Source organism: Chthoniobacterales bacterium, from assembly GCA_036569045.1.
GTDB lineage: Bacteria > Verrucomicrobiota > Verrucomicrobiia > Chthoniobacterales > JAATET01 > JAATET01.
Genome location: DATCRI010000007.1, coordinates 24918 through 38044, shown reverse-complemented (window position 1 = coordinate 38044; position 13127 = coordinate 24918). Strand labels below are relative to the sequence as shown.

Below are 13127 nucleotides of genomic sequence, written 5' to 3'. Positions count from 1 at the left end.
CGCCGCCGCGCGAAAGTGCGTTTTTTAGCGCAGGGCCCCAGAAAGTCAGGCGGCAACATAAAAGGATTGGCGAACCGCCAGCGCTGGCCTAAGACGACACACGAATATCCTACCTATGGCATCCAACGAAATTCCTACTGGTCCTTTCAACGTCATCTTCGCCCTCGCCGAGGACGCCGCCGACGGCGCCACCGCCCACGGCAGCGCGATCAACCTCCAACAAAACACCGCCGCCGCCATCACGACGGACCTCAGCGCCGCCACCACGGCCGAGAGCCAGTTCCAGGCCGCCCGTTCGGCGAAGCAGGCCGCCAGCAACGCCGCGCAGATCGCCGACAGCAACGCCAAAGCCTACCTCGCCGCCTACAAGAAAGTCCTCTCCATCTCCCTCGGCGACGCGTGGAGCGCCGAGTGGGCCGCCGCCGGCTTCCCCGGCCCCGGCGTCGCCCTCCCCGTCAGCACCGACGGCCGCCTCGGCCTGCTGCCCCTCGCGAAGGCCTATCTCACCGCAAACCCCGGCAAGGAGAACCTCGGCCTCGGCGTGAGCGCCGCCGCCGCTGACGCGCAGGCCACCGCCCTCTCGAACGCCCGCGCCGCCGTGAACAATGCCAACACCACCGCCGGCCAGAAGAAAGCCCTCCGCGACGCCGCCGCCGAGAAGCTCCGCCAGCGCCTCATCGGCCTCGTCCGCGAGCTCACCCAGCTCATCGACGGGGACGACCCCCGCTGGTATGCCTTCGGCCTCAACCGCCCCGACGATCCCTCCACGCCCGCCGTCCCCGCCCAGCTCGTCCTCACGAACGGCGGCCCCGGCCTCGTCCTCGCCGACTGGTCCAGCGCCCGCCGCGCCGAACGCTACAAGGTGCAAAAATTGGTCATCGGCACCGACGCCGACTGGGTGGAAGACCAGCAGACCACCGACGACGAAGCCACCCTCACGGACCTCCCCGTCGGCGCCACCGTCAAAGTCCGCATCCTCGCCGCCAACAAAGCCGGGGATAGCCAGCCCGGCGACCCCGCCCAGATCACCGTCAGCTAAGTCCCGCAACCCACGGGCGGGGCAGCCGCCCCGCCCGCAAGTTGCCCATTGTCCCAGCACCCCATTCTGTCTAACATCCCGCCACCACTCCCTTAAAGATCAGCTCCCCCTACCGATCTCCCCAGCACCCCATTCAATCCAACAAGCTGTTCGGTCATTTAATGAATCCTATCACACGTCCCATTCGGAAATCAGACGTTTCTCAGGTAATTGCACTGTGGAGTGAGTTCATGCAGTTCCACTCCGATATTGATTCCATTTTTTGTGTGAACTCAGAAGCTCCTGATTTTTTCCGAGACCATCTTGAGAAAAAATTAGAGGATTCATTGTCGCTAAACATCCTCGTTGAAAATGAAGGTTCTATCCTGGGATATTGTTTAGCTCGCATTGCTGAAAAGCCGCCCGTATTTATTCATCGGAAGCATGGCTACATTTCTGATTTAGCCGTTCGACACGATCAGCGAAAGCAAGGAATCGGTGAATTATTATTCAAAGAAGCGAAGGCTTGGTTACTCGCCCAAGGAGCAGATCGAATTGAGCTTCGGACAGTCAGTGCTAACACAGTCTCAAATGCTTTTTGGAGAAAGATGGGTTTCATCACCTTCGCAGAAGAAAAGTTTCTATCTATCAAGACCGAACAAGGCGCTGCAGCTAACCCCTAGCCGCGACGCGCTACCTTTTTACGAACGTTCCGTTACTCCTCCAACGCGAGTTCCAACCCCAACCCGCGTTCGGGGCAGCTGAGCTTGGCGTTCGGTCATATAAATCATGAAATTTTTCTACGCCGTCATTCTTCTTTGCACGCTCCATCGCGCCTATTGCGAAACACCAGATGAGCTGACTGCCGATCTTCACCCTTTAGGTGTTTCAATGAAGGAAGTGGCTCCAGCCTTGGACAAACTCATGGAGCGAAACGATCCTGACGAAAGGTTTCCCCATTATACCGTTTGGACACTCCACGGGCAGAACGACACTTCTGTTTACATTACCCACGATAGTCACGGAAAAATTTACGGAGCATTTTTTCAATTCTATTTAGGCCACGATCCTCAGCGAGAGCATACCTATGATCAGTGTCTTCCTATCGCACGCTTTTTGATTCTCTCACTGATGCGAGACAACAAACCAAGTATCAATGAAATCGATAAAGCGCTTCGCGATTTAGAAAAGACCAAAAATACAAAGACATTCAGAGAGAAAGATCGCGTTATGTATTTCCGATATAAGCGCGCTTCTTCTATGCCGGAAAGTGAAGATGGCTACCGTTGCTTTAGAATCGAGATTGGAGATTCTTCGAGAACGCCTTCCGAAGATACATGAAGACCGAACAAGGCGCTGCAGCTAACCCCTAGCCGCATCGCGTCAGCTTTTCACGACCGTCTTTCCTTTCTGTCCACACTCACCCAAGAGTTCAACCCGCGCTCGGGGTAGCTGAGCTTAGCGTTAGCCCATGTTAAGTAACATCTTCGAATTGACAGCGTGGCTTCCGATAAGGACCATACCTTTCCCAGGAACTGTTGAAAAATCGAAAGCTGCTATTGCTGCGTATTGCACAGGTTTACCCCAACTTGCAAAGGCGCTACAGCCAGGCATTACGACTATATCCGCTTTAGTAAAAGCTCCTTCGGCGAAAATAATTAAGCAAATTGCTATCGGCACTCACCCTTGGATGTTTGAACAACGGTTCATAACGTTCGTTCTTGTAGAAGCTGGATTGCAATATGATTTAGATGAACTCGCGCGCCACAATCCTGACTCAAAGTTCACAGACGAAGACTTATACGGAATCGCTGCAAGTGAACTCGCATCTTTTCTTCAAGATTCTCTTATTTATGGTTCATTAGCTCATCCAGGTGATTTACACTCGTTTGCCGGCCGTGTTTTTATTCATGATCATCCGATGAACCAATGCGGTGCCGTTTCTGGATTTCCTCACAACGCAATTGATGAAGACGACACTCCAAGCTGGCCAAGTCTATCTATTTTACCATTTGAAAAAATAGTTTCTTGGGCACCATTGCTAGAGCTTCATGAAAACGGTGTAGGCCATACGAAAATTGAAAGGGCGCTAGCTTCATTTACAAATCTGCTTTCACTTTCCTCAGTAGAGGTTCCGAGCATGCTATTTTGGGCGATGCAGGGATTAGAGGCTTTTTATTGTCAAGGAGTGGGCGATCTTCGGCGCCAACTCAGTGAAAAAGTTAAAATATTTTTGGGAGAATGGCCGAACAAATCTAACATTGTAGGACAAGCTTATGATTTACGGTCACGCTTTGTTCATGGGAGTTTTCCCATACAGCGTTGGAATGATGGAGGGTTTCCAGATGGCAGTGTTGAAAAAGATTACGAAGCTCTTCACGACGCTTCAGAGCTCGCAGTATGCATGCTTACCGCGACATTACAAAAGTGTATTTTGCATGGCTTTTCTGAGGTAACATTTGACTGGAGACTCACAGCCAAATAGGGCTAACAAGGCGCTGCAGCTAACCCCTAGCCGCGACGCGCCACTTTTCACGAACGTTTCGCTACTCCCACAACGCGAGTTCCAACCCCAACCCGCGTTCGGGGTAGCTGAGCTTGGCGTTTGACCATAATTTATGAAACCAATTACAGGGTCCTGTTTATGTGGTAGGGTAGCCTTCCAGGTTACCGGAACGCCCATCAAGTTTCTCTATTGTCACTGCCGCTCATGCCAGAAATCGAGTGGTTCCCTCCATGTCGCAAACATGGCGTTTCCCAAGGATTCGGTGAGATGGACGCAGGGAGAAGACCTCATCGAGCGCTTCGTGGAGACGCTGGAGAATCCGGGATTTCCCCGTTGGTTTTGCCGGATTTGCGGTTCACCTCTGCCCAAAATGAGCCGTAATCAACAGTTCTGGGTCGTGCCCAGTGGATTATTGGAGTCGGATCCGGGTATAAGACCGCAGGCTAATATCTTCTGGGCCGAGCATGCCCCTTGGTATGTTTCGGCGGATGACCTCCCAAAATATGAAGGACCCATCGTCTAACAATGCGCTGCGGATAACCTCCAGCCTCGGCGCGTTCCTTTCTCTCGGCCACTCCGCTTTCGCACGCGCCCGCCATCTGGATTCCGCGCACGGGAGCGGGGCAAAGGGCCGGCGAGGGGAAGCCCTCGTGGCAGATGCGCCGAGGAGATGCCTTGTTGGCAGGCCGCAGGAAACTGGCTAGAATCCCCCCATGATCGAGCTTGCCGAAATCAGACAGCTCCCGCTTCGCGAGAAACTCGTCGTGATGGAGGCCCTCTGGGAAGGAATCGTCGCCCAGGAGGACCAGCTCGAAGTGCCGCAGTGGCACAAGGACATCCTGGACGAGCGGGAGAAGCTCGTGCAATCGGGTGAGGCGAAATTCGTGGATTGGGAAGTCGCCAAGCGAGAGATCCGAGAGTCTCTGCAATGAGGCTGCTGCTCCTCGATCTGGCGAAGAGGGATCTCATCGAGGGATACCGCTTCTACGAGGATCGGGAGGCGGGCCTGGGCGCGTATTTTCTCGATAGCCTGTATTCGGACGTCGATTCGCTCAGAATTTACGCGGGAATTCATCGAAAGGCCTACAGGGGATTTCATCGGGCGCTCTCCCGCCGCTTCCCCTTTGCGATTTATTACACGGTGGAGGGAGAGCTCGTTCGGGTGCGGGCCATCGTGGACTGCCGAAAGGCGCCCTCGTGGATTCGGGGGCATCTTCGCAGCGGTTGAGGGGAGATCCGGGGCGGTGCTGGTGAATCGAGCTTGTCGCTGCGGCGGGCTTCGGGGAGGTTGGTCGGCTCACATGGATGCTTTTTTCTCGGAACTCGGGCGCACGGTGCTGGCGCGCTGGAAGGCGGTGGATTTCTCGTTGCCGGCCTTCCCCCCGATCGCGCAGGCGGCGCTGGAGGAGAATCCGCCCGCCGAGCAGGTGGACCTCGCGGCGTTCATTCGGGAGTTTCTCATCGAGGATGAGCAGCCGTTCCAGACGGCGTCGGGCTTTGGCCAGCCGGAGATCGTGGCCTACGACCATCCGCGCTTTTACATCCAGCTGCTCTTCTGGATGGACGGCACGACGGACATTCACCAGCACGAGTTCTCGGGTGCGTTTCACGTGATGGCGGGATCGAGCCTGCATTCGGAGTTCGAGTTCGACAATGCGGAGTCGGTGACGGCGCATTTCCGCGTGGGCGACCTGCGGCTGAAGGGGACGGAGCTGCTGGAGACGGGCGCGACGGTGCCGATCACCTCCGGGCGGGGGTGCATCCATGCGCTGTTCCATCTCGATACGCCGTCGGTGACGGTGGTGGTGCGCACGCATTCGGACCCCGGCACGGGCCCGCAATTCACCTACCTGCCGCCGCACGTGGCGGTGGATCCGGTGCATCACGACGCGCTCACGATGCGGCGCAAGCAGCTGCTCGACGTGCTGGAGCGGGTGGGCGATCCCGACTACGCGGAGCTGGCGCTGGCGATGGTGGAGGAGCTGGATTTCGAGCGGGGGTTTTTCATTTTGCAGAATGGCATCGGCGCGCTGCGCGGCCTGGGGGCGTGGGAGGATGTGCTGGGGGCCTTCGAGGCGAAGCACGGCGCGCGGGCGCGGGGCGTGGCGGCGACGCTGGAGGAGATCCTCCGGCGCGACGGGATCGTGGCGCTGCGCGCGGCGGTGGAGGACCCGGAGCATCGCTTCTTCCTCGCGCTGCTGCTGAACCTGACGAACCGCGCGGACATTCTCGACCTGGTCGCGCAGCGCTTCCCCGGCGACGCGATCGAGACGGTCCTGCGCTGGGCGGCGGAGCTGGCCGATGCGTCGGATGGCGCCTGGCTGGTGGACGCGGAGTTCCCCGAGGAGATCGCGGTGGACGAGGAGGAGCAGGCGGACGTTTTCCTGACGGCGCTGCAGGGCTACCTCACCGGGGCGGAGACGACGGGCGACCTCGCGGCGGAGGATGCCGCGGCGCTGCGCGAGGCCCTTGCGCGGTCGAGCTGGCGCGTGCTGGCGGCGGGGTAAGGTGAAGGCTTTCGTGAGAACGGCTTAGCATGGCGGAGAAGACGCTCGAGGATCTGGGCTGGAACGTGGCCTTCGAGGAGGCCTTTGCGCCGTTTCACGCCGAGGGGTGGGTGCCGGCGCGCCTGATCCGCGACAACAAGATTTCCTACGGCGCGCTGCTGCCGGGGGACGATGGGTTTGACGAGCGGGAGGTCGTGATGAGCGGCAAGGTCTACCACGATGCGGAGACGGATGCCGACCTGCCGGCGGTCGGCGACTGGGTGGCCCTGGAGCTGGGCGATGACGAGACGGAGACGGTGATCCGCGCGCGGCTGCCGCGCCAGAAATGCCTCTCGCGCAAGATGCCGGGCCGCAGCACGGAGGAGCAGGTGATCGCCGCTAATGTGGACCTCGTGGTGGTGGTGACGGAGAGCGGGCCGGATTTCAACCTGCGGCGGATGGAGCGTTACTTCGCGATCATCGGCCTGAGCGGGGCGCGGGCGATGGTGCTCGTGAACAAGGCCGATCTTTTTCCCGTCGCGCAGAGCGAGGCGGCCGCGGAGGAAATCCGCCGGCTGAATCCCGACGCGGAGGTCTTCATCACGAACGCGACGAAGTCCCGCACGCTCACGCCGCTGCGCCAGCACCTCACGCGCGGCGTGACGATGACGTTCGTCGGCTCGAGCGGCGTGGGGAAATCCTCGGTGATCAATCAGCTGCTCGGCGGCGATTACCAGGACACGGACGGCGTGAACGAGGTGACCGGCAAGGGCCGGCACACGACGACGGCGCGCGAGCTGATGGTGCTGCGCAAGGGCGGCATCATCATCGACAACCCAGGCATCCGCGAGGTGCAGATGTGGACGAGCGAGACGACGCTGCGCGAGCGGTTCGCCGACATCGCGGAGCTGGCGGCGCAGTGCAAGTTCGCCGATTGCCGCCACGGCTCGAACGCCGGCTGCGCCGTGCGCGCGGCGGTGGAGGCGGGCACGCTCTCGCCGGCGCGCTACGAGGGATTCCTCAAGCTCGACCACGAGGTCGCGGAGCTGCGGCAGAATCGACAGAAGCGCCAGATGACCATCGACCGCCGAGAGCGCCGCGAGGTGAAGAGCAAGGCGAAGCGGTTCGCCCGGCGGCACGACGCGGATGCCGAGGCGGATGACTAGCCTTCGATCCCGAAGGTCGCCTCAGGCGCGCGTGGCGTGAATCTTGAGGTGCAGGAGGATGTGGTCGTTCACCACGTGCGGCCCGAGGAAGGCGAAGAACCGGCCCGAGCCGTAATGACTGCCCCATTGGGTGCGATCGATCTCCAGCACGGCCTGCGCGGTGAGGTGATCGGCGTCGGCCGCGGCGATGGTGGCGGGAAAGGTGATCTCGCGAGTGACCCCGCGCAGGGTGAAGGGGCCGGCGATCGCGAAGTTCGGGGTGCCCTCCGTCGCGGTGGGAATCGCCTCGGCGCGCGTCATTTCGAAACGCGCGGTCGGGTGCCGCTCGATGTCGAAAAAGTCCGGCGAGTGCAGGTGGCGGATGAGCATCGCGTTGTAGCCGGCATCCGCGAGGTCCTCGCAAACGATCTCGCGAAGATCGATGGCGAATGTCGCGGCGATCAGCGAGCCGCGGCGCCATTCGACCGCGCCCTCGGCAAGCGGGATGCGGCCGTGGTGGTGGTTGAACAGATTGCGCCCGGTCCAGCGGATCACGCTCGTCGCAGGGTCGGCGAGGTAGCGTCCGTCCGGCACGGGTGGGACGGGTAGAGCCCCATGGCCGAGGACCGGCAGAGCCGCCGCGCGCCATTCCCGCAGGCCGCCGCGGAAGTCCGAAACGTCGGTGTAGCCGGCCGCGCGCAGCGTCGTTGCGGCTTCCTCGGAGTCGAGCGAAGGCGCGCCTTCGCCGTAGACGACGATGGGGAGCGCGGGGTCAGGAGCGAGGGCGCGCACCTTCTCGAGGAAGGCGGTCTCGTAGATGCACGCATTCACGGCCCCGGCGATGTGGGCCGCGGCGAAATGCTCCGCGGGCAGGACGTGGAGGAGCCGGGGCGAATGAGGGCTGGCGAGAGCTTCGGCGAGAGCGGAGGCGTTCATGCCCGGACTCTCGCCGAAGGTTCCACACGGCGCAGGGAAAAATTCGTGCTTCAATCCGCGGTGATGGCGGCGCGGTCGTTGCCGAGGGCGCCGGTCTTCTCGAGGAAGTAGTCGTAGCCGCCGGGGTAGCCGGTGACGGTGCCGGCATTCACATGGAGGACCTTCGTCGCGAGGTGGCGGATGAAGTGGACGTCGTGCGAAATGAACACGAGCGTGCCCTCGTATTTCTCCAGCGCGAGGATGAGCGACTCGACCGTGTGGATGTCGAGGTGCGTCGTGGGCTCGTCCATGAGGAGGAGGTTCGGCGGGTCGACGAGGAACTTGATGAGGTTCAGGCGCGTCTTTTCGCCGCCGCTCAGCACGCTGGTCTTCTTGTAGATGTCGTCCTTGCGGAAGAGGAAGGAGCCGAGGATGCCGCGAGCTTCGTTCTCGGCGAGCTCGCCGTTGCTGGCCATGACTTCGTCGAGGATGGATTTGTTCGGGTCGAGCGTGGCGGCGCGGTGCTGGCTGAAATAGCCGATCTTGGCGTTGTGGCCCTCGTTGCGGACGCCTTTCTGGAACTCGAGCACGCCGGCGAGGATCTTGAGCAGCGTGGATTTGCCGGCGCCGTTCGGGCCGACGAGCACGGTGCGCTCGCCGCGCTCGATGGTGAGGTCGAGGCCCTCGTAGACCTTGTGCGCGCCGTAGGCCATGTGGATGCCTTCGAGTGAAATCGCGCGCTGGCCCCCGCGGGGCGGCTGGGGAATCTGGAAGCGGAAAGGCTTCTTGGGCGGCGTGGGTTTCTCGATGAGCTCCATGCGCTCGATTTCCTTGAGCTTGCTCATGGCCTGCGAGGCCTTCGAGGCGACCTGGCGGAAGCGGTCGTAGAACTCCTGGAGCTGGGCGATCTGCTTCTGCTGGTTCTTGTAGGCGGCGTTCTGCTGCTCGTAGCGCTGCTCGCGCTGTTCGAGGTAGGCGGTGTAGTTGCCGGTGTATTGGACGAGCTTCTGGTCGGCGATGTCGTAGACGGTCTCGATGATCTCGTCCATGAACTGGCGGTCGTGCGAGATGAGGAGCACAGCGCCGGAGTAGGTCTTGAGATACTGCTGGAGCCAGAGGAGCGAGAGGAGGTCGAGGTGGTTCGTCGGCTCGTCGAGGAGGAGGAGGTCGGGCTCCATCACGAGGAGGCGCGCGAGGTGGGCGCGCATCACCCAGCCGCCGCTCAGCTCCTTCGCCTTGCGCTCGAAGTCGCCCTCCTTGTAGCCGAGGCCGACGAGGATCTTCTTGGCCTTCGCCTCGACCTTGGGATCGACGAGGGCGGTGTGTTTGTTCGTGGCTTCCTGATACTCGGCGCTCTCGACGTCGCCGGAGGCCTCCATCTCGGCGAGGCGTTTTTCGAGGGCGGGGACTTCGCCGGCGCGGCCGGTGGCGACGTCCATCACGGTCTCTTCGCCGAGGGCTTCGCCTTCCTGGGCAAGGTGGCCGATCATGGTCCACTCGTCGCGCTCGATGGTGCCGGTGTCGGGTTCGTCCTTCTTGAGGATGAGGCCGAAGAGCGTGGATTTGCCGGCGCCGTTCGGGCCGACGAGGGCGACGCGTTCGCCGTAGTTGACCTGCATGGCGGCGTCCTCGAACAGCGTGCGGCCGCCGAGGGTTTTCTTGAGTTTGCGAATCGTGAGCATTGAGAAAATCGGAAGAAGGGTCCGCAGATTACACGGATTTGGACAGAATTCATCCAAACTGCGCTAATCTGCAAAATCTGTGGATGCATCGACCTTCTCAATCGCGGTAATCGGCGGCGGCCCGGCGGGGCTGCGGGCGGCGGAAATCGCGGCGGAAGGCGGCGCGGCGGTGACGGTGTTCGATGCGAAGGCGTCGGTAGGGCGCAAGTTCCTCGTGGCCGGCGGCGGCGGGCTGAATCTCACGAAGAGCGAGCCGACGGAGCGCTTCGCGGCGCGGTATTCCGGGCCGGAGATGCCGGCGAATTTCTGGCCGGCGCTGATCGCGGAGTTCGGACCGGAGGATTTGCGCGCGTGGGCGGCGGGGCTGGGCGTGGAGACTTTCGAGGCCTCGACGGGGCGCGTGTATCCGCGCGAGATGAAGGCGGCGCCGCTGCTGCGCGGCTGGGTGCAGCGGCTGCGGCGGGCGGGCGTGCGCTTTGCGATGCATCATCGTTTCGTGGGATGGAACGCGGACGGCGCGCTGGAATTTGCGACGCCCGACGGCCCGCGAGCGGTGAAGGCCGACGCGACGATTCTCGCGCTCGGGGGCGGCTCGTGGCCGGAGACGGGATCCGACGGCGACTGGGTCGCGGCGCTGGAGGCGCGCGGGATCGCGGTGGCGCCGCTGCGGCCGGCGAATTGCGGCTGGGCGGTGGCGTGGCTGGCGGAGGTGCTCGCGGTGGCGGAGGGGCGTCCGCTGAAGAACGTCGGCGGGCGGGCGGGCGATGCCGCGGTGCGCGGGGAGCTGATGGTGACGCGCCATGGCCTGGAGGGTGGCGCGATTTACGCGCTTGGCGCGGCGTTGCGGGCGATGGACCGGCCGGAGCTGGTGATCGATTTCAAGCCGGACGTCAGCGCGGAGGATCTCGTCAGAAAGATGGGCCCGGCGCGGCGCAACTGGATCGCCGAGGCGCGGCAGCGCTGGCGACTGGACGACGCGACGGCAGCCATTTTCGCCACGCATCCCGATGCGGCGATGTGGAATGCCGCGGCGGACGTGGCGGCGGCGGTGAAGAATTTTCCGGTGGCGTTGCTCGGGCCGCGCCCGCTGGCGGAGGCGATTTCCTCGGCGGGTGGCGTGCGGTGGAGCGAGCTCGACGAGACGCTGATGCTGCGGCGAATGCCGGGCGTATTCGCGGCGGGCGAGATGATCGACTGGGAGGCGCCGACGGGCGGCTATCTCATGCAGGGGGCGTTTGCGACGGGTAGGCGCGCGGCGCAGGGTGCGCTACGATGGGTGCGCGATGTTTGAGACGTTGATGAAACAGGATGCGCCGGTGCTGGCGCTGGCGCCGATGCAGGATGTGACGGACTGGGCGTTCTGGAAACTGATGGCGCGCTACGGCGGCGCCGATGTGTATTTCACGGAATACTTCCGGGTGACGGATACGTCGCGGCTGGACCGCGATATCCTGCGCTCGATCACGGAAAATCCCACCGGTCGCCCGGCGATCGGCCAGCTCATTGGCAACGATCCGGCGCACCTCGCGCGGGCGGCAAGGGAACTCCAGCGCCATCCGGTGGCGGCGGTCGACCTGAATCTCGGCTGTCCCGCGCCGGTGGTTTATCGCAAATGCGCGGGCGGCGGTCTGCTGCGCGATCTACCGCGCGTGGATCGCATTCTCGGCACGTTGCGCGAGGCGGTGACGATTCCTTTCACGGTCAAGACACGAATCGGCTTCGACACGCCGGAGATTTTCGAGGAGCTGCTGCCGATCTTTGCGCGGCATTCGATCGACCTGCTCACGGTCCACGGCCGCACGGTGCTCGAAATGTATCGCAGCGATGTGCACTACGAATTCATCGGGCGGGCGGTTGCGGCATTGCCATGCCCGGTGATCGCGAATGGCAACATCGATTCGGCCGGCACGGCGGAACGCGTGATCGCCGAGACCGGCGCGCGCGGGTTGATGATCGGGCGCGGGGCGATCCGGAATCCGTGGATTTTCTCGCAGATCCGCCAGCGGCAGCGGGGCGAGGAGGTGGCGCTGCCGAGCGGTCGCGAGGTGCTGGCCTACATCCGCGAGCTTTATGACGCGACGTTCCCGGCGGGCGGCACCGAGAAGCTCCAAGTCCAGAAGATGAAGAAATACCTGAACTTCCTCGGCGTGGGCGTGGAGCCGACGGGGCGCTATCTGCACGACATCCGGCGGGTCGACACGGAGGAGGATCTGTTCCGGGTGTGCGCGGAGCATCTCGACCACGACGCGCCGATGGCGCTGGCGGTATTCTGAGGGATCAGTTCGGATTCACGACCAGCGACGGGCTGGTATGCGGATGCGGCACATGGTGGGCGGGGTGGCGCACTTCCGGCGTGCCGCAGAGGCGCTTCGAAAGATCGACGGGATCGCCCACGTGCACTTCCTCGGGATCGATCTGATACGACCACACCTGGAAATTCGTGAGAACCGCGGCGCCGTAGAGCGTGGTGAAGGCGCCGTTCACGGCATCGTAACCCGCGGAGATGCGAATGCGACCGACGCGGGGTTCGTTGAAACGGGCGTCGAAGACCTGCCAGTGGCCGCCGAGGAAGACCTCCATGTAGGCGTGGAAATCCATGGGAGTGCCGGGATCGTAGCAGGCGATGTCGGGCACATAGCCGCTGACGTAGCGGGCGGGAATGTTGAACGTGCGGCAGAGCGCGACGGCGCAGTGGGCGAGATCGCGGCAGACGCCGTAGCGACGCTCGATGACGTCGTGGGCGGAAATATTCGGGCTGCCGGAGCCGGTGCGATATTCGATGTGGTGGTGCAGCCATTCGCAGATGCCGCGCACGCGGGCGAGGCCGTTCGGAAGATGGCCGAAGTTCTTCCACGCAAAATCGAGAAGTTTGTCCGAGTCGCAGTAGCGCGTGGGCAGCGTGTAACGCAGAATCGACGCGGGCAAAAGGTGCGGGGCGATCGGTTCGTCGACGTGGAGGAAATCCTCCCGCAGGCTGGGAACCATCGCGACGGCGTCGTAGCGCAGGAGATTCGTTCCGGGTTTCAGGACCGTGCGGAACACGATGTTGCCGTGGTCGTCCTCGAATTCCGTGGCCGGCAGCTCGGGTTCGAAGATCACGCTCTCCTGCCGGATCGACTGGTAGGCATCATGCCGCGGCTTGAAGGTCACGAGGGCGGGCGTCTCGGTCTCGCATTGATAGGTGAGCTCGCAGCCGATGCGCACGGCGAGATCCAGCGGGGGCAACGGCTCCGCGGCGGTTTGTGTGATGTCTTCCCTCATGTGTCGTTGCTCCCATATCGCAACGGGTCTACCTTCCGACCGTATCGACCCAATGCAAACACCAACTTTTTCGGCGGCGTGTGAGGAACGGTTACCCGCGGCGCTGAAATTCCT

General features: G+C 62.3%; 13 protein-coding genes. 10 read left to right on the top strand and 3 right to left on the bottom strand.

Features of this window, described 5'->3' with window-relative positions:
* The first annotated feature begins 115 nt into the window (after window positions 1-115).
* From VIM61_01080 to rsgA, 8 genes are all read left to right on the top strand, one after another.
* Window positions 116-1039, top strand: a complete 924-nt coding sequence (locus VIM61_01080) for a fibronectin type III domain-containing protein (protein HEY8898995.1) — start codon at window positions 116-118, stop codon at window positions 1037-1039.
* Window positions 1040-1269: 230 nt separating this feature from the next.
* Window positions 1270-1701 (top strand): GNAT family N-acetyltransferase, encoded by a 432-nt coding sequence (locus VIM61_01075; GenBank protein HEY8898994.1) that lies wholly within the window; start codon window positions 1270-1272, stop codon window positions 1699-1701.
* A gap of 106 nt (window positions 1702-1807) precedes the next feature.
* A complete protein-coding gene (locus VIM61_01070; GenBank protein ID HEY8898993.1) occupies window positions 1808-2359 on the top strand; it encodes a hypothetical protein in 552 nt (183 codons plus the stop codon).
* A gap of 130 nt (window positions 2360-2489) precedes the next feature.
* Window positions 2490-3503 carry a hypothetical protein gene (locus tag VIM61_01065; protein ID HEY8898992.1) on the top strand — a complete coding sequence of 338 codons (1014 nt, stop codon included), beginning with the start codon at window positions 2490-2492 and terminating at the stop codon, window positions 3501-3503.
* A 734-nt stretch (window positions 3504-4237) separates the two neighbouring features.
* Complete coding sequence (locus VIM61_01060; GenBank protein HEY8898991.1) at window positions 4238-4456, top strand: addiction module protein; 219 nt, start codon at window positions 4238-4240, stop codon at window positions 4454-4456.
* Complete coding sequence (locus tag VIM61_01055; protein HEY8898990.1) at window positions 4453-4752, top strand: hypothetical protein; 300 nt, start codon at window positions 4453-4455, stop codon at window positions 4750-4752. Before VIM61_01060 ends, VIM61_01055 begins: the two co-directional genes overlap by 4 nt.
* A gap of 73 nt (window positions 4753-4825) precedes the next feature.
* The gene (locus tag VIM61_01050; GenBank protein HEY8898989.1) at window positions 4826-6031 is read left to right on the top strand and encodes a hypothetical protein; all 1206 of its coding nucleotides are present in this window, start codon (window positions 4826-4828) and stop codon (window positions 6029-6031) included.
* Window positions 6032-6060: 29 nt separating this feature from the next.
* Window positions 6061-7176, top strand: coding sequence for a ribosome small subunit-dependent GTPase A (gene rsgA / locus VIM61_01045; GenBank protein ID HEY8898988.1), 1116 nt, complete (start codon window positions 6061-6063; stop codon window positions 7174-7176).
* 21 nt (window positions 7177-7197) lie between these two features.
* On the opposite strand, the gene VIM61_01040 is transcribed toward rsgA, so the two are convergent.
* Together VIM61_01040 and VIM61_01035 are read right to left on the bottom strand one after the other, a co-directional pair.
* Complete coding sequence (locus VIM61_01040; GenBank protein HEY8898987.1) at window positions 7198-8091, bottom strand: YceI family protein; 894 nt, start codon at window positions 8089-8091, stop codon at window positions 7198-7200.
* A gap of 50 nt (window positions 8092-8141) precedes the next feature.
* A complete protein-coding gene (locus tag VIM61_01035; GenBank protein HEY8898986.1) occupies window positions 8142-9752 on the bottom strand; it encodes an ABC-F family ATP-binding cassette domain-containing protein in 1611 nt (536 codons plus the stop codon).
* A 79-nt stretch (window positions 9753-9831) separates the two neighbouring features.
* Here VIM61_01035 and VIM61_01030 point away from each other — a divergent pair, with 79 nt between their 5' ends.
* Window positions 9832-11043, top strand: coding sequence for a TIGR03862 family flavoprotein (locus tag VIM61_01030; protein HEY8898985.1), 1212 nt, complete (start codon window positions 9832-9834; stop codon window positions 11041-11043).
* A gap of 7 nt (window positions 11044-11050) precedes the next feature.
* Window positions 11051-12025 (top strand): tRNA-dihydrouridine synthase family protein, encoded by a 975-nt coding sequence (locus tag VIM61_01025; protein ID HEY8898984.1) that lies wholly within the window; start codon window positions 11051-11053, stop codon window positions 12023-12025.
* A gap of 4 nt (window positions 12026-12029) precedes the next feature.
* Here VIM61_01025 and VIM61_01020 read toward each other — a convergent pair whose 3' ends face one another.
* Window positions 12030-13013 carry a transglutaminase family protein gene (locus VIM61_01020; protein ID HEY8898983.1) on the bottom strand — a complete coding sequence of 328 codons (984 nt, stop codon included), beginning with the start codon at window positions 13011-13013 and terminating at the stop codon, window positions 12030-12032.
* Window positions 13014-13127: the final 114 nt, after the last annotated feature.